Origin of the sequence: Vibrio genomosp. F10 str. ZF-129, assembly GCF_000287055.2 — a bacterium.
Classification (GTDB): Bacteria; Pseudomonadota; Gammaproteobacteria; order Enterobacterales; family Vibrionaceae; genus Vibrio.
Genome location: NZ_AJYQ02000094.1, coordinates 1 through 22,313 on the forward strand (window position 1 = coordinate 1; position 22,313 = coordinate 22,313).

The window sequence follows — 22,313 nt, forward strand, 5'->3', positions numbered from 1 at the left end:
TCGCGCTACTTACCCAGCGCATCGTACGCGCCACGACAGGTGCACGTTGGCGCTCATCAATGGTCAATAGACCGTTACGGGAACTCATCGCCAAGCCATCCATTTCACGAACCGTAGGGACGCCGATGATTTGTGTATCTATGGCGAGATCGGTCGTCATTTGACGAATGACCGCCAACTGTTGGAAGTCTTTTTCGCCAAAACAAGCGAAGTCAGGCTGAACAATATTAAACAGCTTAGTCACGATGGTTGCTACGCCACGAAAATGCCCAGGGCGAGATGCACCTTCTAGCATGGTTGAGAGAGTCGGCACTTCAACAGAGGTTTGCTTGTCTAAGCCTTGTGGATACATCACTTCAGGCGTTGGGGTAAAGACCAGTTCAACGCCTTCTGCAGCAAGTTTAGCCACATCGTCTTCGAGTGTTCTTGGGTAGTTAGCCAGATCATCGGCGCGTTCAAATTGCATCGGGTTGACAAAAATACTGACGACCACAATATCGGCATGCTCACGAGCGTTTTTAACCAGTGTGATGTGTCCTTCATGCAGGTTTCCCATTGTAGGGACAAAAGCGACGCTCCGACCATCGCGTTTGTATTGCTTTATCTGTTCTCTAACGTGTGCGATTTCAGAAAAAATATTCATAGTAGAACTCCCTAGGCGATAGTATGCGCTTCATCAGGGAAAGCGCCACTTTCCACGTCACGGATATATTTTGCTACCGCTGAACGCATGTCACCAGTTTCAGCAAGGAAGTTTTTCGAGAACCTAGGCATGTAATTGGCTGAAATACCGAACATATCGTGCATCACTAGAATTTGTCCGTCAGTCACATTACCAGCACCAATACCGATAACAGGAACGTCAAGAACTTGAGTGATACGCTCAGCAAGCCCTGCGGGAACACACTCAAGCAGGACAATTTGAGCACCAGCCTGTTGCAAGGCTAGGGCATCTTTGACCATACGATCGGCATGTTCTTGATCGCGACCTTGAACTTTATAACCACCAAAAATATTCACAGACTGAGGGGTGAGGCCTAAGTGAGCACAAACAGGCACCGCACGCTCTGTCAGCATCTTAACGGTATCGACTAACCAGTCGCCACCTTCAATCTTCACCATGTTGGCACCGGCTTGCATAAGCTTTGCTGCGCTCTCACAAGCCTGTTCTGGAGTGGCATAACTCATGAATGGCATATCAGCCATTAACAAGCTGTTTGGGCTACCAGCGCGAACACAGCGCGTGTGGTAAGCAATATCTTCAACTGTGACGGGTAACGTATCACTTTTACCTTGTAAAACCATGCCCAGTGAATCACCAACCAGCAGTACGGGCATCTCTTGGCTTTCAAATAGCTGTGCAAAACTGGCGTCATATGCGGTAGAGGTTGCGAATTTACGACCTTCTTGTTTGCATTTAATTAGGTCGTTGATTGTGATTTTTTTCATCAGTTTTCCTTACAAGGCGTTGGCTATGATTGCCAAGTTCTGAGCCCGTTAAGATCCACTTTATTCAGTAGTTCTTGCAGCTCTGTCCCATCTGGGAGGGTTAAATTTGGTGCGATTTCTGCGAGCGGGTAGAGAACAAACTCACGCTCTTTCATTCCATAATGAGGAACGACAAGACGCTCGGAATCGATCACTTCATTGCCATAAAGAATGATGTCTAGATCTAAAGTTCGCGGACCCCAACGATCATCTTTACGGACGCGCCCTTGCTCTTGCTCGATTGCTTGTGTGCAATCGAGTAATTCAAATGGCGTTAATTGTGTTTCTATTGCAACCACAGCGTTGATATAGTCAGGTTGATCTTGAGGCCCCATCGGGCTGCTGCTATAAAGTTGTGATGCGCTCAGTTTTGATGAATTAGGCAGGTGCTTTAACGCCTCGATGGCGTCGTTCGCTTGGCCTACAGGGTCGGCAAGATTACTGCCGACCGCAATGTACGCGATCACCATTATTCAGGTTTGCTCTTTTTCTTACGATTATTTTTACGACGGCGATAAGGCGTTTTGGACCCTGTTTCTTCAAGTTCAGCTGCCATCGTTTGGCGGGTATTGCGACTTGCACTTTGGAAGGTTGCCCACCAAGTCGCGAGTTCTTTGGTTTGTCCTCCTTCCACTTCCCCACGCATTTCTAGGAAATCGTAACCCGCACGGAACTTATTTAATTCTGTTAATCTAAATGCTCGTTTTCCGTTGCGACGAGGCAGGCGAAGTTGCAACTGCCAAATCTCACGAATTGTTGCAGTGTGGCGTCTTGGTATCGCAATGGTTTTCACCTGAGCATCCAAGATGATATTGCTGGCTTCCATGATCGCATCATAGTGGCCCAGTTTACGCTCGCTCATCAATTGATCTGCCAAGGTATTGAGTGGATACCAAAGCATGGCCGCAAACATAAAGGCTGGGTTGATTCGTTTACCATCTTCAATTCGAAGATCGGTTGAGTCAAAGACCAGATCCAACATCTGCTCTGTTGGTGAAGAATAATCCTCAGTAAAGTGATCGGCAATAACAGGGAACATTTGCTGAAATAGGTTGTACTCACGCATCAGGTGATAGGTTTCAAGCCCATTACCAGATTGCAGTAATTTGAGTGATTCTTCATAAAGGCGAGCAGAAGGGATACCTTGTAGCAAGGGAGCCAGATCTTCGATTGGCGCTGCAGTATCTTCTTCAATATCAAAATCAAGTTTTGCGGCAAAGCGAATCGCTCGCAGCATACGCACAGGATCTTCGCGGTAGCGAACTTCAGGGTCGCCAATCAGTCGGATCAGCTTATCTTCCAGATCTTCTACACCACCCGCATAGTCATGAATGCTGTAGTCGCTGATGTTGTAATACATCGCGTTGATAGAAAAATCGCGTCGTTCAGCATCTTCATCAATGCTGCCATAGACATTGTCACGCAGCAGCATGCCTTCGTCTGACTGAGCTGATACGTTCTTGCTTGGCTCTTGGTGGTGACCTCGAAACGTCGCCACTTCAATAATATCTCGGCCGAACATGATGTGTGCTAATCGGAAACGGCGACCAATCAGACGACAGTTTCTAAATAGATGCTTAATTTGCTCAGGAGTCGCATTTGTCGCGATATCGAAATCTTTTGGTGCAAGATCCAATAGTAAGTCGCGAACGCCACCTCCAACGAGGTAAGCTTCAAAACCAGCGCCATTGAGTCGGTATAGCACCTTTAGAGCGTTGTCACTGATTTGCTTGCGTGAAATATTGTGCTCTTGTCGAGTAAGAACATTCAATGCAAGGTCTGGAAATTGGCTTGGTGTATATTCGTTATTATTCATGTGCTTCTGGCAATATTGGCTTAAACCAAGGTTGCTTTAGTTGGTGATAATTTGCCTAGTAAGGCCTAATTTGGGGCTAATAATAGCCTAAGACGCGCCGTTTGAGAATCTTGCTGTGCTTGCCATAGTCTTTGGCAGTTGCTGCAAGGACCAATTTTGGCATCCCCATGTTAATAATTCGTCTATCGTTGCTTGACGAATATGTACATCAATATCGAACCCCAAAAAGGACATTGCCTCGAGCAACGTCTCTAGTGGTTGTTGATTATTCAACGCTGGAGCATGGTTTTGCTTGGATAACTTATTACCGTGTTGATCGACGACGAGAGGTAAATGTACATAGCTGACCTCTGACTTTCCCAAAGCACGATACAGGTTGATTTGTCGACCTGTTGGCTCGATAAGATCCGCACCTCTAACGACTTCGGTCACACCTTGCTGAATATCGTCTAATACGACGGCAAGGTTGTAAGCGTACAATCCATCACGTCGCTTAATAATGAAATCTTCATCAGCCAGAGCTTGAGGAATATCAATATGACCATAGTTTACGTCAACAAAGTGATTGATGGCATGATGAACTTTAAATCGTACTGAGCACGGTTTATCGGGAGTGCGCGCTTTATCTCGACAAGTTCCAAGATAAAAGCCTCCGGATTGCTTAATCTGTTTGCGTGTGCATTGGCAATAGTAAGCCTCTTTTGAACTTAACCATTGCTCGATTTGCTGTTGATAATATGGGTGGCGCTCACTTTGATAAACAACGGTATCATCCCAATGAAGATGATAAGCCTCTAAGGTGTTTAAAATGAGATCGGAGGCGCCTGCCATTTCTCTAGGTGGGTCGAGATCTTCCATTCTCACTAGCCATTTTCCATGATGAGATTTTGCTTGAAAATAACTCCCCAGAGCAGCGACCAAAGAGCCAAAATGTAATGGACCCGAAGGGGAAGGTGCAAATCGACCCACATAACTCATCATATTCACCTGATATCAAAACCACAAAAAGGGAGCATAAGCTCCCTTTACAAACAAAGGCTAGTCGTCACAAAAGCTAGGTTTAACCTTGCATCTGCTTTTCTTTAATCTCAGACAGTGTTTTACAGTCGATACAAAGATCAGCAGTTGGACGAGCTTCTAAACGGCGTATACCAATTTCCACGCCACAAGATTCGCAAAAACCAAAGTCGTCTTCTTCGATCTTGTTGAGTGTTTTCTCGATCTTTTTGATCAAACGACGTTCACGGTCACGGTTACGAAGTTCTAAGCTAAATTCTTCTTCTTGAGATGCACGGTCAACGGGATCTGGGAAATTTGCTGCTTCGTCTTGCATATGGTGAACAGTACGATCAACTTCAACTCTCAGTTGGTTGCGCCATGCGGATAAAATTTTTGTAAAATGAGCGACCTGCTCAGGTGACATGTATTCTTCACCCTGCTTTGCTTGGTATGGCTCAACCCCTGCAATGGCTAGGATGCCTATCGCTTTTTTCTTTAATTCTGGCATGCAGCATCTCCTACTAATACCTAGTCAACTGTTTGAGCAGTCTATTTTTAGGCGGCTATCTATAGCAAAAAGAAACGGGCGACGCAAATCTTGAATAGCAAACTTTTTATCAATGTGAACATCACATCACTTTCTACTCATTATTGATAAAATCAACAGCAGAAATAAGTTTGATTCCTGATTCAGAAATCTGAGCTTTGTAGCACAGGACTTCTACACCTTGCTCTATTGCTTGGTTTAGTAAATATGAATAGTTTGCGTCTATATGGAGTGCTGCTGATACTTTTTCAATCCCTGAGTGTAAAACAGTGAATAAAAGTACTGCTCTGCTTCCATTTTTCGCCATTTCCGTGAGCTCTCTCAAATGCTTCTGACCACGAGTGGTCACGGAATCAGGAAAGTAGCCCTGCCCATCGTTATCTTCATCTAATAGAGTGACGCTTTTTACCTCTATATAGCATTTTGGCTTAGTTTCTGAATTGAGCAAGATATCGATACGACTATTTTCGCTACCGTACTTTACTTCTGTTTTTAATTCATCGTAACCAGTGAGCTCTTGAATCACGTTATTTTGAATCGCTTCAACCGCCAAATGGTTCGCTTTAGCCGTGTTGACACAAATCCAATCACCTCGCTGGGTTTGAGTGAGCTCCCAACTGTTCGGGTACTTGCGTTTTAAGTTATCCGATGTTGAATACCAGACGGTGTTACCCGCATCAGCACAGCCTGTCATGGCACCTGTGTTTGCACAATGGATCGTGCGTATCGATTGATCAGGCAGCTGAATGTCAGCCAAGAAGCGCTTGTAACGCTTGAGTAAAATCGCTGATTCAAGAGGTGGATTAAAATGCATTTTTACTGTTTTTATGTACAATGGTGCCCTCATTACATCATAAGGCGTCTCCATTGTCTTCATCGATTCCATTGCCGATAGAAAGTGTGATCCCTGAATTGCTCTCAGGCCTTCAATCACACAATCAATTGATTCTTAAAGCGGCCCCTGGCGCGGGTAAATCCACGTTTTTCCCACTGCAATTAATTAAAGCAGGGGTGTTTTCGCGCAAAATCATCATGCTTGAACCTCGTCGACTAGCGGCGAGAAATATTGCAGGCTATCTTGCCCAGCAATTGGGGGAAAAGGTCGGTGAGCGGGTCGGGTACCGTGTACGTGGGGAAACGAAAGTAAGCCGTGATACTCAACTGGAAATCGTGACCGAAGGGATCATGACTCGGATGTTGCAATCGGACCCTGAACTTTCTGGAATTGATTTACTGATATTCGATGAATTTCACGAGCGAAGTATTCATGCTGATACATCATTGGCCTTGAGCCTTGAGGTGCAAGAAGCGTTAAGGGATGACCTTCATATTGTGGTGATGTCAGCAACGCTCGATCAAACAGCGTTAACCACTCTGCTTCCTCAGGCGAAATATGTGGAGTCGCATGGGCGAAGCTTTCCTGTTGAATATCGTTATCATGATTTAAAACCCCACGATTACCTAATTCCAACGATCGTTAAACAGATACAGCATTTAATGGCCACTGAGCAGGGCTCTTTGCTGGTTTTTCTGCCTGGACTATCAGCCATAAAAAATGTGGCTGAAAAACTTGGCGATCTGGCCAGTGATGTGTCTATTTTTCCGTTGTATGGTCAACTTACTTTCTCTGAACAGCAAAAGGCGATAGCCCCCTTGAATGGGAATCAGAGAAAAATCGTATTGGCGACGAACATTGCAGAAACCTCGCTAACCATTGAAGGGATCCGCTTGGTTTTGGATTGTGGCCTCGAGCGCGTCGCTAAGTTTGATCTTAAAACTGGGATCACTAAGTTAGAGCAAGTCAGAATAGCGCAGTCCTCCGCAGAGCAACGAGCAGGGCGAGCAGGGCGATTAGAGCCAGGGATTTGTGTGCGGCTATACAGCGAGGGGCACCTCAATCAACAGCCTGCGGTTCCTGTTGCTGAAATTATGCACTCGGATCTTTGTCCATTAGCAATGGAACTTGCACAATGGGGTGCGTATGAAGCCAGTGAATTAAAGTGGCTCGATGCTCCTCCTGATGTTGCGCTGACACAAGCTCGGCAGTTGTTAGTATCGCTTGAACTTATGAATGATCAGCGTCAGCTAACATCGCTGGGAAAACAGGCTCATCAATTTGGTTTGGAGCCAAGAATTGCAAGTATGTTGGTGAAGTCCCTACAAGGCGATGAAGCGCTATTCCAGACGGCCATCATCGTTGCAGCCTTAATTGAAGAGCCCGAGCGAAACATATTAGATCTGCAAGACAGCCTTTATCGTCTAAAGCAAGGAAGCCACCAAAAAGCTCGAACCATTTTGAAGCGAGCAGATCAGCTTGCCGCTAAGTGCCAACAGCGCTTTTCTTTACCGAGGGTTGAAGAGCGTTTTGTCGCCATCGCTCTGAGCCTTGCCTTTCCCGATCGTGTCGCTCAAGCGCGTACCATAGGAAGTGGAAAATTCGTTCTTGCGAATGGTCACGGGGCTGAAGTGGATCAGGCGCACAGCTTGTCGGATAGCGAATATCTAGTGGCCATAGATTTAATGCGCAGTCAGCACAATTCGAGTCGAATCTTTTTGGCGGTGGAGCTTGATATCCGTTTGTTACAGAAGCAATTTCCTTCGATGTTTGTCGCTCAAGAAGTAGTCGAATGGAATGAAAACAAAGGCCGATTGATTGGCGAAGAGCAAGTAAAGCTTGCGAACTTGGTGATCACTCGACAACCGCTGACTCAGTTGGATAAACAAAAAATGACCGAAGCATTACTTGGTTATGTAAAGCAAAAAGGGCTTTCGGTATTAAATTGGTCGCAATCGGCTAACGATTTATTGGTTCGTATTCGCTGTGGCGCAGCTTGGTTACCTGATCTTTCTTGGCCTGCAATGGATGAAGCGAGCCTATTAAAGGAACTCGATGTATGGCTGGCACCTTATATGGTAGGAGTGACTTCGTTAAAAGGCTTAAAGGGCATTGATCTGGTGCCTGTGTTATTGGCAAGACTCGGTTGGCCTTTGAGTAAAGAGATCGATCAGTACTTACCCGTTTCTCATCAGTTACCCACCGGAACCAAGAAGAGGATTCGTTATGAAGTGGGTTGTGAGCCGATATTGTCGGTCCGAATGCAAGAGATCTTTGGTGAGCACGATTCCCCGGTTATTGCCAATGGACAAAAGAAAATTGTTTTAGAACTCTTGTCTCCAGCTCAGCGCCCCTTGCAAGTGACTCAAAATTTGGCTTCTTTTTGGGCCGGTTCATACAAAGAAGTACAAAAAGAGATGAAGGGTCGATACCCCAAACACGTGTGGCCAGATGATCCTGCCAACCATGTCGCGACTAGAAAAACAAAACGGCACTTTAATTCATAACGAAAGAGCAATGTCGTAAAAGCAATAATTAAAAGCAATGATGGACAGTAATGACGGATAAAAAGACCCCAACCAAGAAGTCAACGACCAAAAAGGCCACTTCAAAAAAGAAAACGTCAGCAAGGAAACCTGCTGCGGGTAAAGCGACGCGCAAGAAAAAGACCGTGAATCAACGCTCATGGCTAAAGTTGCTGTGGAGCTTTGGTTGGAAAGCGAGCCTTGCAGGGTTGGCACTGTTGATTTTTGTCGGCGTGTATCTCGATAGCGTTGTAAAACAAAAATTTGAAGGACAGCTATTTAGCTTACCCACGGTTGTGTACGCAAGGATTATGACCATCACGCCAGGATCGTCAGTATCGGTTAAGCAGTTAAGTAATGAGCTGGATGTACTCAATTATCGTAAGGTGAGGCAGCCGCGACACCCTGGGGAATATTCTTCGTCTTCAACCAAATTAGAGATGATTCGTCGTCCGTTCGAGTTTTCTGATGGACCAGAGCCGTCACGCCACGTCATGGTGCATTTTAACGACAGTGGTGTGGATCGCATTCAATCTTTGGAGAAAAACGGCAATTTAGGTTACCTGCGCATCGACCCTAAGATGTTAGGAATGTTAGAAAAAAACACGGATGAACAAAGACTCTTTCTAAGGCGGAATCAATTTCCCGAGGTGATGGTTGATGCTCTTCTTGTGACCGAAGACCGTCATTTCTATCAACATGATGGCGTCTCTCCTGTGGCGATTGCACGAGCGATGGTGGTGAATGTTAAAGCCGGGCGAACGGTGCAAGGTGGTAGTACGTTAACGCAACAGTTATCTAAAAACCTGTTCTTATCGAGCGACAGAACCTTATGGCGTAAAGTGAGAGAAGCGTATATCGCGCTGATTTTAGATTATCGCTACAGCAAAGATCGTATTTTAGAAGCGTACCTGAACGAGGTGTACCTTGGGCAAAGTGGCGGTGAAGCGATACATGGATTTGGCCTTGCTTCTCGTCTTTATTTTGGTCAACCCATTGATGAATTAAGAATCGATCAACTGGCACTGTTGGTTGGTATGGTAAAAGGTCCGTCGTATTACAACCCTATCCGCCATCCCGAACGAGCAAAAACGCGCCGAGATTTAGTGCTGAGATTGATGATGCAACAGGATATTTTAACCGCACAGCAATACGATCAGGCGGCCAGTCGACCGTTAGATATTCAAGATAACCCTAGAATTGCGAGTCGTCAGCCTGCGTACTTCCAACAGGTTAATATTGAGCTTAAAGAAAAAGTGGGCAGTGCATTTCAGTCTCAAATGGGCTTACGGGTATTTACATCACTCGATCCTGTGTCTCAGAAAGAACTGGAAAAAGCGATAGCAACCAAAATCCCTGAACTGGCTAAAAAAGCCGGAAATTCTTTAGAAGGCGCGGCCGTCGCGGTCGATCGTCATAGCGGAGAAATTCGAGCCATGGTGGGGGGGAAGCGAACGGGTTACGATGGTTTTAATCGCGCACTGAATGCCAGCCGTCAAATTGGTTCATTGGCTAAGCCAGCTGTGTATCTAACGGCTTTAGAAGCGCCTGAACAATACAATCTAGCCACAACGCTTCAAGACAAGCCCATCAGCTTAAAAGGCAGTAAAGGCAATGTCTGGTCACCGAGAAACTATGATCGCCAATTTAGAGGTGAAGTACCACTGTATGAAGCGCTGTCTAAGTCTCTCAATGTTCCTACGGTTCAATTAGGGATGAAACTCGGTATTCCAGCCGTCATGGATACACTAGAAAAACTGGGGGTCGACCGCTCTGAAATTCGCCCCGTTCCATCGATGTTCTTAGGGTCGTTTACGTTGACGCCTTTTCAAGTGGCGCAAATGTACCAAACCTTGACAAACTCTGGTAAAAAAGCGCAATTATCAGCACTGAGATCGGTGTTAGATCAGGAAGGAAACGTACTTTATGAATCGATTCCAAGGGTTCAGAAAAGAGTGTCTCAGCAAGCGGCGTGGCTCACTACTTATGCCATGAAGTTGGCCGTTGTTGAAGGCACAGGGCGGTATTTGCATGGGCCGTTTTCTTGGGCTGCGTTGGCTGGAAAAACAGGAACCAGTAACGATACTCGCGATAGCTGGTTTGTTGGGGTTGATGGCCGAGAAGTGACGGCGATTTGGCTGGGTCGAGATGATAATCAACCAACAAAACTGACGGGTTCAAGTGGGGCGCTGCGAGTGTACTCGGAGTATTTAACGAACCGTATTCCTGAGCGTCTCGTCTTACCCTGGCCCCAAGAAATCAGTACGATTGGTTTTAATAAAACGCCACAGGGGGCATTAGAGATTGAGTGCAATAGTGACTTTAAATTACCCATGTGGGATCCCAAAGGAATCATCAAGCAAAATTGTGGAAGCAAACCTGCGGGATGGTTGAAAAAGATATTCACATGGTAGCTTAATCGAGTAACATCACTTTAGCCGTCTCTGTTTCCAGTTCAAGCTCTCACCAGTAATTAAAGGATTAGTGTAGTGCGATACTTTGTTCGATTTTCAGTTCTATTCGTGTGTTTCGTAGGGCCGCTTTCATGGGCGGATGAAGCGGCACGTATTGATAGTGATAAACAGCATGAACGACCTAAAATCGCACTTGTCTTAGCGGGTGGAGGTGCGAAAGGTGCGGCTCACATTGGTGCATTAAAAGCGCTTGAAGAGCTTAGAATTCCTGTTGATATCATTACTGGCACCAGCATGGGGGCGTATGTCGGTGGGTTGTATGCTTCTGGAATGAGTGCCAATGAAATTGAGAGCTTAATTTATTCGGTTGATTGGAATACGGGCTATCGAGATCGGGTTGATCGAAGCCAAAGACGTATCCGTGACAAAGAATATGAAGATCGTTATCAAATAAATACCGATCTTGGCCTACGTTGGGGGGAGCTTAAAGCGCCGAAAGGTGTGGTTCAAGGGCAAAATATGCTGCGTATTTTGCGAGAAACATCGGGTAACTTACCTAAGTTAGAGTCGTTCGATGACCTTGTTATTCCTTACCGTTCGGTCGCGACTGACATTATCGATTTGAAGCCGGTTATCATTGGTGAGGGGTATCTGGTTGATGCGATGATGGCCAGCATGTCTGTGCCTGGCGTTCTTCCTCCTTATGAAATTGATGGTAAGTTGCTGGTGGATGGCGGTGTGACCAATAACATGCCTGTTGATGTAGCTAGAGAGCTTGGCGGCGATATTGTGATCGCCATTGATATTAGCAGTGACTATTTAAATGAAGAGGATTTCAGTTCATTTTTAACCGTGGCAGATCAACTCTCAAATTACTTAGTACGACGGAGTACTCTTTCTCAGCAAAAAACGTTGACCGATAAAGACATCCTTCTTCAGCCTGACGTGGGTAAAATGCAAACAACGGAATTTGATAAAATGCCGGGCGCGTACAAAGAGGGATATAAAGCGGCGATGGAGAAATCGTCAATGCTGTCCCACCTAGCCTTATCAAGCAGCGAATATCAAGCCTACATCGAAAAGAAACAAACAGCGCGTAAAAAATTACCGTATGGAGATGAAATTTCTGTCGAGCACATCGTCATCAACAATAATACCCATTACAGCGATGAGCTATTGCGTTCGCGCCTTGGTTTAGAAGAAGGAAAAGCGTTAAGTACGGAAGAACTTGAGCAGAGTGTTCAAGACCTTTACGCGTTAGATCGGTTTGAATTGATTACTTATCAATACGAAAAAGATGAATTCGGTAACGATCTATTGGTGATGGATGTCAATTCGAAAAGTTGGGGGCCAAATTACGTTAATTTTCGCTTTTTCTTAGAGGATGACTTCACTACCGATAGCCAGTATTCCTTAGGGGTGTCGAGTAACTTTACCAATCTTAACTCTGATGGAGCAGAACTGTTGCTCAACCTTGAAATGGGTACGGATAAACTGATAGGCGCTGAACTGTATTCGCCGTTTATGTCTAGCCAGCGAGTCTTTACAACGTTAGGGGGGAGTTACAGCAACGACAAGCGTAATATGCCAAGCAATGGGATTAATAATCCAACGTTAAGCGCATCCGAAAACTACCTGCCCGTAACTTATCGGGAATGGACAGGAGAGCTGGCTATCGGGTATCAAGAAGCCTTGTGGCGAGAGCTTAAGTTAGGCTTACGCTACATACAAGGCTATGCCGAATTATCAACCTTGCCGTCATGCGGTGATTTTAGCTTTACCCGCCAAGGTGTTTTTACGGGTTATCGCTATGATACGTTAGATGATTTTAGTCTGCCTCGCTCTGGTATCTATGCGGATATTGAGTATTGGATCTCGCAAGATGAAGTAAGAGGGCAAGAGCGGTGTTTTGCTAGTTCTGCTAACCACGCAGAAGATACTGTTGACGAAATTCGTGCAAAATTCATAGGGGCTTATACCTATGATCGTCATACTTTAGTCGCGAATATGGATCTGGGGTTAACCAAGAGTCAAAATATGGTGTTGCCTGTCGATCCGAAAGAAATTGGAGGCTTTCTCAAGCTGTCTGGCATCCCAAGAGACAGTTTGATTGGGCAAAATATCGCTTTCACCAGTTTAGTCTATCGATATCGTTGGTTTGATAATGATTTTGGTTTGTTTAGCTCTCCATTTTATGTGGGTAGCTCCATTGAGTATGGTGGGGTATGGTCTGATCCTAATATTAAGATTCAAGATGCGCCGTTGTATCAAGCGGCTTCTGTCTTTGTTGGCGTTGACTCCCCCATTGGACCTATTATGTTTGGTTATGGGTTCACAGAAGAACAATTCAATTCCGTATATTTAATTATTGGAACCACATTTAAGTAGCAAATATGCGAAGTTAATTTCTTAAAATCGTCCAACTTTAGTCTTAACTTGCTATGTTGGTCAAAATGATAAGATTTTAATTTTAAGTTAAATTTGCTATTCTACCGCCCACAGTTTGGCCTCTCTGGCGCTGCTTGTTTATCTTCTACATCATCATTATGTACATAGATAAACAGCTGAATTGGCAATGGAGAGCCAAGTTTCCAAGGATGTTCACTCCATCATCGATCTAAATAGATAAGTGATAATAAATGGAGGAACCGCAATGAGAGGAAAAAAGTCGTGCTTGAAGCCTACCGTAAACACGTCGCAGAGCGTGCTGCCGAAGGAGTTGTTCCTAGACCATTAAATGCCGAACAGGTTGCTGGCCTAGTTGAACTTCTTAAAAATCCGCCCCAAGGTGAAGAAGAGTTCATTCTTGACCTATTAGAAAACAGAATTCCCCCAGGCGTTGATGAAGCCGCTTATGTAAAAGCTGGTTTTCTAACCGCCGTAACAAAAGGCGAAGTCGAATCCCCTGTAGTAAGCCGAGCAAAAGCGGCTGAGCTCCTTGGTACAATGCAAGGTGGCTATAACATCGAATCGTTAGTGTCCCTTCTTGACGATGCAGAGTTGGCACCTATCGCGGTTAAAGCCCTGTCTCACACTCTATTGATGTTCGACGCGTTCTACGATGTAGAAGAAAAAGCGCAAGCAGGTAATGCATCTGCGCAGCAAGTGCTTCAATCTTGGGCTGATGCTGAATGGTTTACAGCTAAAGACAAAGTAGCGGAAAAAATCACCGTTAAAGTATTCAAAGTCACTGGTGAAACCAACACCGATGACTTATCTCCAGCACCTGATGCTTGGTCTCGCCCTGATATCCCAGTGCATGCAAAAGCAATGTTAAAAATGGAACGCGAAGGCATCACTCCTGACGAACAAGGCAGTGTTGGCCCAATCAAGCAAATCGAAGAACTTCAGAAAGATGGTATTCCACTGGCTTATGTAGGTGATGTTGTTGGTACGGGTTCGTCTCGTAAGTCTGCAACCAACTCTGTGCTGTGGTTTATGGGTGAAGACATCCCTTACGTACCAAATAAGCGCACTGGTGGTGTTTGTTTAGGCGGTAAGATTGCGCCTATCTTCTACAACACAATGGAAGATTCAGGTGCACTGCCGATTGAATTGAATGTACAAGACATGAATATGGGTGATGTGATTGATATCTTCCCTTATGAAGGCGTTGTGCGTAAAGACGGTGCAGAGATTTCTAGCTTTGAGCTTGGCAAGGTACTGTTAGATGAAGTTCGTGCTGGTGGTCGTATTCCACTGATTATCGGTCGTGGTCTAACGAGCCGTGCTCGTACTTCTCTTGGTCTTGAAGAGACAGATCTGTTTGCTAAACCGATTGATCCTTCTGCTTCTGATAAAGGCTACACATTAGCTCAGAAGATGGTGGGTAAAGCATGTGGCGTTGAAGGTGTGCGTGCAGGTCAATACTGCGAACCTAAGATGACGACGGTCGGATCTCAAGATACAACCGGCCCTATGACGCGTGATGAGCTAAAAGATCTGGCTTGTCTTGGTTTCTCTGCAGACCTTGTTATGCAGTCTTTCTGTCATACCTCTGCATACCCTAAACCGGTCGATGTAAACACTCACCATACGCTTCCTGATTTCATCATGAACCGTGCTGGTGTATCGTTACGTCCGGGTGATGGTGTTATTCACTCGTGGCTAAACCGTATGCTTCTTCCTGATACCGTAGGTACAGGTGGTGACTCGCATACCCGTTTCCCTCTTGGTATTTCATTCCCAGCAGGCTCTGGCCTTGTTGCCTTTGCGGCAGCAACGGGTGTTATGCCACTTGATATGCCTGAATCAATTTTGGTTCGCTTTAAAGGTGAAATGCAACCGGGCATTACACTGCGTGATCTCGTACATGCGATCCCATATTACGGCATCAAGCAAGGTCTATTGACGGTAGAAAAAGCGGGTAAAATCAATGAATTCTCTGGTCGCGTACTAGAAATTGAAGGTGTTGAGCACTTATCTGTAGAGCAAGCGTTTGAGCTGTCAGATGCATCAGCGGAGCGTTCTGCGGCAGGTTGTACGGTTAAGCTTTCTCAGGAATCTATCGAAGAGTACTTAAACTCGAACATCACCATGCTTAAGTGGATGATCGCCGAAGGTTACGGTGACGTACGCACGATTGAGCGCCGTATTAAGGCGATGCAAGAGTGGTTAGCTAACCCTGAATTGCTGACTGCGGATTCTGATGCTGAATATGCGCATGTTATCGAGATTGACCTGGCTGAAATTGACCAACCAATCTTGTGTGCACCGAACGATCCTGATGATGCTCGTCTGCTGTCTGATGTTCAAGGCACAGAAATTCAAGAAGTGTTTATCGGATCGTGTATGACGAACATCGGTCACTTCCGAGCGGCGGGTAAGATGCTAGAAGAGTTTAATGGCTCTTTGAATACCCGTTTATGGGTTGCACCACCAACGAAGATGGACAAAGATCAACTGACTGAAGAAGGCTACTATGGCATCTTCGGCCGAGCTGGGGTTCGTATTGAAACTCCGGGTTGTTCACTGTGTATGGGTAACCAGGCACGTGTTGCAGACAAGTCTACAGTGATGTCTACATCAACGCGTAACTTCCCTAACCGTTTAGGTAATGGCGCTAATGTTTACCTTGCTTCGGCAGAGCTTTCAGCGGTTGGTGCGATTCTTGGTCGTATCCCAACAAAAGAAGAGTACTTAGAGTTCGCTCAGAAGATCGATGCCACAGCGGCAGACACTTATCGCTACTTGAACTTCCATAAAATGGGTCAGTACACTGAAAAAGCAGACACGGTTATTTTCCAAGAGCCTGCTTAATGCTCATTGATAAGCGTGATTAATTAACGCTTATTTATTCATGATACATTCAAAGCACTTACGAATTTCGTAAGTGCTTTTTTATTATCAGAAACATTCTTTTTATGGCTCACAATATGATAGCCCTAGAGAGTTTCCCATTCTCTCTATATACTCTGCGCCATTCTTAGCCCACTAATTTATCGGAGTTTGTATGGAATTTGAGTTCACACGCAATACATTAATGGGTGAGTACTATGTTAAGTGCAGTATGGGGCATGAAATAGTCGGTCGTTGGTTACAAGATGAGATTGGCCGTTCGCGAGAAAAAATAGAAAACGTTGAGCAGCTAATTGCGCAATCTAAAGCATTACCCTCCAAAGAACATAAGTTACTTGGCCATGAGATCTCTATGACCATTTTAGCGGACGAAGTGCTCATTCAAGAAAATGTTTTAAGTCATGGGGATGAATTGGACGAAGAGAGTGAATATCACTTTTATAATAGTGAAAGTACTGCGGGATGTGGTATCGATGATTTCGAGATCTTAATTGAGCGTTGGATTGATTTTTTGGGTTTTTAAGCATCAGAATGAAACGAATTCTGGCATTTGCACCGTAGTGGTGAATTGATATGTTAATGCATTGTTATTGTGAAAATGGCGCACCAGTATGGTGCGCCATTTTTGGTTTAAAGACTCTAAATTGGATCTAGTGCTTTAAAAACAATGGGTTAAATAGTTGGCACGTACTTTGGATTATAAGAATCAACAGTTAAAGGATTAATGACTTAGAGAGGGTACGATGAAACTAATTAACGCAATAATCAAACCATTCAAACTTGATGATGTACGCGAAGCTCTGGCTGATGTAGGTATCGAGGGAATGACAGTATCGGAAGTGAAGGGCTTTGGCCGTCAAAAGGGACATACAGAATTATATCGAGGCGCGGAATATCAAGTTGATTTTTTACCTAAGGTCAAACTTGAAATAGCCACTCAAGCAGAAAATGTAGACCGCGTAATTGAAGCCATCACTAAGGCTGCTCAAACTGGAAAAATTGGTGATGGAAAAATATTTGTGTATGACTTAAGCCAAGCGGTTCGTATCCGCACTGGTGAAATGGACGCAGAAGCACTTTAATGATCTCAAGGACTGGAGAGTAATATCATGGATTTATTAACAACGGTAACAGAACTACGTTACGCACTGGACACTTTTTTCTTCCTCATTTCTGGCGCACTGGTTATGTGGATGGCAGCGGGTTTTGCAATGTTAGAAGCGGGTCTGGTTCGTTCAAAGAACACGACAGAAATTTTAACGAAGAACATTTGTTTGTACGCCATTGCTTGTACGACGTTTTTAGTCGTTGGCTACAACATTATGTATGTAGATAACGGTGAAGGTGGTTGGTTACCTTCATTTGGTACGCTAATTGGTACTCAGGGTGAAGGCGCTGACCACTCTTTAGAATCGGATTTCTTCTTCCAAGTTGTATTCGTTGCAACGGCGATGTCAGTGGTATCTGGTGCCGTGGCTGAGCGCATGAAGCTTTGGTCTTTCCTCATCTTCTCTGTTGTATTAACGGCCTTTATCTATCCAATGGAAGGTTACTGGACATGGGGTGGTGGTTTCCTTTCTGAAGCAGGCTTTAGCGACTTCGCAGGTTCAGGTATTGTACATATGGCAGGTGCTGCTGCAGCACTAGCGGGTGTATTGTTACTGGGTGCTCGTAAAGGTAAGTACGGTAAAAAAGGTGAAATTTACCCAATTCAAGGTTCAAACTTACCACTGGCAACACTGGGTACGTTCATCCTTTGGTTTGGTTGGTTCGGCTTCAACGGTGGCTCACAACTGATGCTTTCCGATTTTGAAAATGCGACAGCAGTTGGTCAAATCTTCCTAAACACTAATGCTGCTGCTGCCGCTGGTGCCATTGCTGCCTTACTGGTGTGTAAGACGACATGGGGTAAAGCAGACTTGACGATGATCCTTAACGGTGCGTTAGCCGGTTTGGTAGCGATTACTGCTGACCCACTATCTCCATCACCTTTATATTCAGTCGCGATTGGCTGTGTATCAGGTGCATTGGTTGTGTTTAGTATCATCGCATTAGACAAAATGAAGATTGACGATCCAGTTGGTGCTATTTCAGTACACGGTGTGTGTGGTTTCTTTGGCCTGATGGTTGTGCCACTGAGTAATGGTGATGCGACATTTGGTGCTCAACTGTTTGGCGCTGCCGTAATCTTTGCGTGGGTATTCGGTGCAAGCCTAGTGGTTTGGGGTGTGTTGAAAGCAACAATGGGTATTCGTGTTACTGAAGACGAAGAACTAGAAGGCATGGATATGCATGATTGTGGTGTTGGCGCTTACCCTGAATTTGTAACGGTAAAATAGTTAACCTTAAATAATCGACTTATCGGTGAAGCGAAACCTGTCATTTGTTGGCAGGTTTTTTTTGTATCAAAGAAAAGCGCCTAATGTGACTTATCATCCATGTGGTTTTATATCATTAAATTTATGAAGAAAATGGTTACAAAACAAGAGAGAAAAAACTTTTACGAATATCGGTTTTTTTTAACTAATATTATTGTAATAAATGTATTCATGCATATAATAATGCAACTGATAAACATTATCATTACGATGTAAAGGATTGAACTAATGAAAAAACTGCTTACTCTTTCTGCACTTGCTTGCAGCGTTCTAGCCCCAACAGCAATGGCCGCTGAAGAAGTTAACGTATACTCCTACCGTCAACCTTTCTTGGTTGAGCCAATGTTTAATGAGTTTACAAAAGAGACTGGAATCAAAGTAAACGTAAAGTTTGCTAAAAAAGGTCTGGCAGAAACACTAGCACGTGAAGGCGACCTAAGCCCTGCTGATGTGATTCTAACGGTTGATATTAGTCGTCTCGCTGAGTTAACGAATAAAGACTTGGTTCAAGCGGTTGACAGCACAGTCTTAGAATCAAATATTCCAGCTCAGTATCAAGATGCTGAAAACGAATGGTTTGCACTAACAACTCGTACACGTTCAGTGTACTCATCTCGTGACCGTGTTGGTCGTTTAGGTGATGACTTTACTTACGCTGATCTAGCAAAACCTGAGTTTAAGGGTAAAATCTGTACTCGTAGTGGTAAGCACCCATACAATGTTTCTCTTGTTTCTTCAATGATTGCACACCACGGTGAAGCTGAAACGAAAGAATGGCTTGAAGGCGTGAAAGCAAACCTAGCGCGTAAGCCTCAAGGTAACGATCGCGCACAAGTGAAAGCGATTAAAGAAGGTTTATGTGATGTTGCACTTGGTAACAGTTACTACCTAGGTAAGATGGTTAATGATAAAGAGCAAAAAGCATGGGCTGACTCTGTTTACATTAACTTCCCGAACCAAAAAGCCGAAGGTACACATGTTAATATCTCTGGCATGGCGATGGCTAAATTCTCACCAAATAAAGATAACGCTAAGAAACTAATGGAGTTTTTAAGTGGTGATAAAGCGCAAAGCATGTACGCTGAAGTGAACTATGAGTACCCAGTGAAAGCGGGCGTTAAACGTTCTGAACTGGTAGCTTCTTGGGGCGATTTTAAGTCTGATGATGTTTCTTTGGACGATATTGCCACTTATCATTCAGCCGCAATTCGACTGTTAGATGAAGTCAAATTTGACCTTTGATAAAGAGTAGGGGTATAAAGTACCCCTGTTTTTTAAAAGGATATGAGATGTATTTGTAATTGCGTTTATATTTCATACATCCTTGTTGTAGTTAGGCAATGAACGAAAAAAATACTTTATGGAAAACCAGTAGTGCAGGCTTGGCCCTGCTACTGGTTTTGCCGATCTTAGCGATCTTCTATACCTCAATGGGTGACACCGATGAGGTATTTTCACATCTGATGTCGACGGTTATGCCTACGTATATTTACAATACGGTGGTACTGACGTTTGGCGTGATGCTACTGTCTTTGCTCCTTGGTATTCCGAGTGCATGGTTTATGGCTATGTGTCGTTTACCCAGCGAAGGCATTTTACAATGGGCCTTAGTGCTTCCCTTAGCCATGCCTGGTTATATTATTGGATATATTTTCACTGACTGGTTTGATTTTGCTGGACCTATTCAGATCTTACTGAGAAACCTAACAGGGTGGGGACCTGGTGAATACTGGTTTCCTGATATTCGTACCTTAACGGGTGCAACGGTTGTGCTTTCCTTGGTGTTGTACCCATACGTTTATCTGTTGTGTCGCGCTGCATTTATGGAGCAAAACGCCTCTCTGCTTCAATCGGCGAGACTGCTAAAGTGCACACCTTGGGAAAGCTTTAAACGCATTTCTTTACCTCTTGTTCGCCCTTCAATAGCGGTGGGTTTATCATTAGTTGCGATGGAAACCATTGGTGACTTTGGAACGGTAAACTACTTCGCAGTTAGCACGTTAACCACCGCTGTTTATGACACGTGGTTAGGGTATTCAAACCTGAATGCCGCTGCAAAAATTTCAGCATTAATGCTCGTGATGGTAATTTTACTCTTGAGCACCGAGCGTTATAGCCGGAGAAAGCAGAAGTTATTCCAAAATCAATTCAGTAGCCGAGAAGACATACGCTACCAGTTAAGCGGGTGGAAGAAATGGGCGGCGCTAAGTTGGTGCTGGGGACTCGTGTCTGTTGCTTTTATCTTACCGCTATTGCAGCTATGTATTTATGCGTTTAAATACTTTGAGCAAAGCTGGAGCTCAGAATTCAGAGGGTACGCGATCAACAGTTTACAAGTATCAGTGATTGCCGCCATTTTAGGTGTCTGTATTGCTTTGATCGTCAACTTTTCTCATCGAGTCAATCCTGGTCGTGGCAGTCTTGCGTGTATGCGTTTATCCTCTATGGGGTATGCGGTTCCAGGAACGGTATTAGCCATTGGGGTTCTTGTACCTGTGCTCTTTATGGACCACTTTGTGAACGACATTGCTCGATTGATGGAGTGGCAGCGCCCTGGGTTGGTTTTCTCAGGATCGATGTTTGCTTTGATTGCAGCGCTGGTCGTTCGCTTTTCTGCGGTCGCTATTGGCAGTGTAGAGAGCAGTTTAAGCAAAATCCCACCCTCATTAGACATGGCGGCGAGAACAATGGGCTGCAACTCCAATAAGATGTTATGGCGCGTGCATTTTCCATTGGTGCGTCGTGGGGCTTTAATTGCCGGTCTATTAGTGTTTATTGAATCAATGAAAGAACTCAATGCTGCAATATTGTTGAGGCCGTTCAATTTTGAAACGTTGGCAACTTATGTCTATAACTACGCTTCAGATGAGCATTTAGAACTAGCAGCAATGCCTGCTGTATTGTTAGTCCTTGTGGGGCTTATTCCCCTTGTTATTGTCAATCGTTCGTTGGAGAAAACACACTGATGAGTTGTGCGTTGTCGATTCAAAATTTAACGTGTAAGTACGATACTCAAACAGTGCTTGAGCAATTATCTTTAGAAGTGAAGCAAGGTGAAATCGTCTGCTTACTAGGGGCGAGCGGTTGTGGCAAAACCACACTACTAAAAGCGATCGCGGGTTTGTTGCCTTTAAGTTCAGGTGAAATGAGCCTGAACTGCATGACCATTGATGATGGTAAGAATTGGCTGCCACCGGAGCAGCGTAATATTGGAATGATTTTCCAGGATTATGCTCTATTTCCTCATTTAACCGTGAGTGAAAATGTTGGCTTTGGGCTGAGAGACCAATCTAAGCATGACAAAGTTCATAAAGTAAAAGAGATGCTGGATCTTGTTCACTTAGCTGGATACGAAGATCGCTTTCCTCATCAGCTTTCTGGTGGGCAACAACAACGCGTTGCGATCGCTCGTACGTTAGCTTACAAACCCGATTTACTTTTACTGGATGAACCCTTTTCTAATATTGACACTCAGGTTCGTCATGAGTTGATCGCTGAAATTAGACGTATTTTTAAATCCCAAGGTGTGACGGCCATTTTTGTCACTCACAGTCGGGAGGAAGCGTTTGCTTTTTCCGATAAGATGGCGGTTATGAATCATGGGATTATTGAGCAGTATGGAACTGCCACCGAACTGTACTACCACCCATCAAGCAAATTTGTGGCTGATTTCCTAGGTGGTGGAAGCTACTTACCTGCGGTGCGCTTGTCTAAAGGCGAGTTTGAATCGGCGCTCGGTGTGGTTGCGGCAACAGCAAGGCATACGATTGATGTAGGTAGTGATTGCGAACTATTGCTGCGTCCTCAGCATGTTCAAATTGAAGCGGCTGAAGAGAGTGATGTGAGAGTCCTAGAGCAGCACTTTATGGGTGATCATTGCCGTTATATCGTTGAAGTGAAAGGCAACAAGTTGCTAGCAAGCTCGGTTCAGGCGCTTTCGATTGGACAGCCTGTTACCGTCGCATTGCATGATGAAGGCATTTTAGCGTTTTAACGAAATATGTTCCCTTGGC

At 44.6% G+C, this 22,313-nt stretch carries 17 protein-coding genes; 10 read left to right on the forward strand and 7 right to left on the reverse strand.

Going from position 1 to position 22,313, the window contains the following annotated elements:
- The 7 genes from panC to sfsA form a co-directional block, all read right to left on the reverse strand.
- The coding region (panC, locus tag A1QO_RS10780) for a pantoate--beta-alanine ligase (RefSeq protein ID WP_017041696.1) at positions 1 to 643 on the reverse strand (643 nt) is incomplete at its 3' end.
- A gap of 11 nt (positions 644 to 654) precedes the next feature.
- Positions 655 to 1,449, reverse strand: coding sequence for a 3-methyl-2-oxobutanoate hydroxymethyltransferase (gene panB / locus A1QO_RS10785; protein ID WP_017036674.1), 795 nt, complete (start codon positions 1,447 to 1,449; stop codon positions 655 to 657).
- A 23-nt stretch (positions 1,450 to 1,472) separates the two neighbouring features.
- Complete coding sequence (gene folK, locus A1QO_RS10790; protein WP_017037187.1) at positions 1,473 to 1,958, reverse strand: 2-amino-4-hydroxy-6-hydroxymethyldihydropteridine diphosphokinase; 486 nt, start codon at positions 1,956 to 1,958, stop codon at positions 1,473 to 1,475.
- The gene (pcnB, locus tag A1QO_RS10795; protein WP_017036676.1) at positions 1,958 to 3,304 is read right to left on the reverse strand and encodes a polynucleotide adenylyltransferase PcnB; all 1,347 of its coding nucleotides are present in this window, start codon (positions 3,302 to 3,304) and stop codon (positions 1,958 to 1,960) included. Before pcnB ends, folK begins: the two co-directional genes overlap by 1 nt.
- Positions 3,305 to 3,391: 87 nt before the next feature.
- Positions 3,392 to 4,282: a tRNA glutamyl-Q(34) synthetase GluQRS gene (gene gluQRS, locus A1QO_RS10800; RefSeq protein WP_017040808.1), complete on the reverse strand. Its 891-nt coding sequence runs from the start codon at positions 4,280 to 4,282 to the stop codon at positions 3,392 to 3,394.
- Between the two features lie 82 nt (positions 4,283 to 4,364).
- Entirely contained in the window at positions 4,365 to 4,811 is a 447-nt protein-coding gene (gene dksA, locus A1QO_RS10805) for an RNA polymerase-binding protein DksA (RefSeq protein ID WP_017036678.1), read from the reverse strand.
- A 133-nt stretch (positions 4,812 to 4,944) separates the two neighbouring features.
- Positions 4,945 to 5,664 (reverse strand): DNA/RNA nuclease SfsA, encoded by a 720-nt coding sequence (gene sfsA, locus A1QO_RS10810; protein WP_026027014.1) that lies wholly within the window; start codon positions 5,662 to 5,664, stop codon positions 4,945 to 4,947.
- 20 nt (positions 5,665 to 5,684) lie between these two features.
- Between sfsA and hrpB the strand changes: the two genes are divergently transcribed.
- From hrpB to A1QO_RS10860, 10 genes are all read left to right on the forward strand, one after another.
- Positions 5,685 to 8,192 (forward strand): ATP-dependent helicase HrpB, encoded by a 2,508-nt coding sequence (hrpB, locus tag A1QO_RS10815; RefSeq protein WP_050990373.1) that lies wholly within the window; start codon positions 5,685 to 5,687, stop codon positions 8,190 to 8,192.
- A 50-nt stretch (positions 8,193 to 8,242) separates the two neighbouring features.
- Entirely contained in the window at positions 8,243 to 10,624 is a 2,382-nt protein-coding gene (gene mrcB, locus A1QO_RS10820) for a penicillin-binding protein 1B (RefSeq protein WP_017040805.1), read from the forward strand.
- Between the two features lie 75 nt (positions 10,625 to 10,699).
- On the forward strand, positions 10,700 to 13,012 hold the full coding sequence (locus tag A1QO_RS10825; protein WP_017040804.1) for a patatin-like phospholipase family protein: 2,313 nt from the start codon (positions 10,700 to 10,702) through the stop codon (positions 13,010 to 13,012).
- A 282-nt stretch (positions 13,013 to 13,294) separates the two neighbouring features.
- Positions 13,295 to 15,883: a bifunctional aconitate hydratase 2/2-methylisocitrate dehydratase gene (gene acnB / locus A1QO_RS10830; protein WP_017036683.1), complete on the forward strand. Its 2,589-nt coding sequence runs from the start codon at positions 13,295 to 13,297 to the stop codon at positions 15,881 to 15,883.
- Positions 15,884 to 16,076: 193 nt separating this feature from the next.
- On the forward strand, positions 16,077 to 16,445 hold the full coding sequence (locus A1QO_RS10835) for a YacL family protein (protein WP_017040803.1): 369 nt from the start codon (positions 16,077 to 16,079) through the stop codon (positions 16,443 to 16,445).
- A gap of 220 nt (positions 16,446 to 16,665) precedes the next feature.
- On the forward strand, positions 16,666 to 17,004 hold the full coding sequence (locus A1QO_RS10840) for a P-II family nitrogen regulator (RefSeq protein ID WP_017036685.1): 339 nt from the start codon (positions 16,666 to 16,668) through the stop codon (positions 17,002 to 17,004).
- A gap of 27 nt (positions 17,005 to 17,031) precedes the next feature.
- Positions 17,032 to 18,261: an ammonium transporter gene (locus A1QO_RS10845; protein ID WP_017036686.1), complete on the forward strand. Its 1,230-nt coding sequence runs from the start codon at positions 17,032 to 17,034 to the stop codon at positions 18,259 to 18,261.
- Positions 18,262 to 18,528: 267 nt separating this feature from the next.
- Positions 18,529 to 19,542, forward strand: a complete 1,014-nt coding sequence (locus A1QO_RS10850) for a Fe(3+) ABC transporter substrate-binding protein (protein WP_017036688.1) — start codon at positions 18,529 to 18,531, stop codon at positions 19,540 to 19,542.
- Between the two features lie 98 nt (positions 19,543 to 19,640).
- Entirely contained in the window at positions 19,641 to 21,266 is a 1,626-nt protein-coding gene (locus A1QO_RS10855; RefSeq protein WP_017040801.1) for an ABC transporter permease, read from the forward strand.
- Positions 21,266 to 22,294, forward strand: coding sequence for an ABC transporter ATP-binding protein (locus tag A1QO_RS10860; RefSeq protein ID WP_017040800.1), 1,029 nt, complete (start codon positions 21,266 to 21,268; stop codon positions 22,292 to 22,294). The genes A1QO_RS10855 and A1QO_RS10860 overlap by 1 nt, the downstream gene beginning before the upstream one ends.
- Positions 22,295 to 22,313 lie beyond the last annotated feature (19 nt).

What these genes read in the sequence shown, in the direction of transcription:
- A1QO_RS10835 (WP_017040803.1), top strand. Translation starts at nt 16,077, where the DNA reads ATGGAATTTGAGTTCACACGCAATACATTAATGGGTGAGTACTATGTT.
- dksA (WP_017036678.1), bottom strand. Translation starts at nt 4,811, where the DNA reads ATGCCAGAATTAAAGAAAAAAGCGATAGGCATCCTAGCCATTGCAGGG.
- mrcB (WP_017040805.1), top strand. Translation starts at nt 8,243, where the DNA reads ATGACGGATAAAAAGACCCCAACCAAGAAGTCAACGACCAAAAAGGCC.
- A1QO_RS10860 (WP_017040800.1), top strand. Translation starts at nt 21,266, where the DNA reads ATGAGTTGTGCGTTGTCGATTCAAAATTTAACGTGTAAGTACGATACT.
- hrpB (WP_050990373.1), top strand. Translation starts at nt 5,685, where the DNA reads ATGGTGCCCTCATTACATCATAAGGCGTCTCCATTGTCTTCATCGATT.
- A1QO_RS10840 (WP_017036685.1), top strand. Translation starts at nt 16,666, where the DNA reads ATGAAACTAATTAACGCAATAATCAAACCATTCAAACTTGATGATGTA.
- A1QO_RS10850 (WP_017036688.1), top strand. Translation starts at nt 18,529, where the DNA reads ATGAAAAAACTGCTTACTCTTTCTGCACTTGCTTGCAGCGTTCTAGCC.
- pcnB (WP_017036676.1), bottom strand. Translation starts at nt 3,304, where the DNA reads ATGAATAATAACGAATATACACCAAGCCAATTTCCAGACCTTGCATTG.
- folK (WP_017037187.1), bottom strand. Translation starts at nt 1,958, where the DNA reads ATGGTGATCGCGTACATTGCGGTCGGCAGTAATCTTGCCGACCCTGTA.
- sfsA (WP_026027014.1), bottom strand. Translation starts at nt 5,664, where the DNA reads ATGCATTTTAATCCACCTCTTGAATCAGCGATTTTACTCAAGCGTTAC.
- panB (WP_017036674.1), bottom strand. Translation starts at nt 1,449, where the DNA reads ATGAAAAAAATCACAATCAACGACCTAATTAAATGCAAACAAGAAGGT.
- A1QO_RS10845 (WP_017036686.1), top strand. Translation starts at nt 17,032, where the DNA reads ATGGATTTATTAACAACGGTAACAGAACTACGTTACGCACTGGACACT.
- A1QO_RS10855 (WP_017040801.1), top strand. Translation starts at nt 19,641, where the DNA reads ATGAACGAAAAAAATACTTTATGGAAAACCAGTAGTGCAGGCTTGGCC.
- gluQRS (WP_017040808.1), bottom strand. Translation starts at nt 4,282, where the DNA reads ATGAGTTATGTGGGTCGATTTGCACCTTCCCCTTCGGGTCCATTACAT.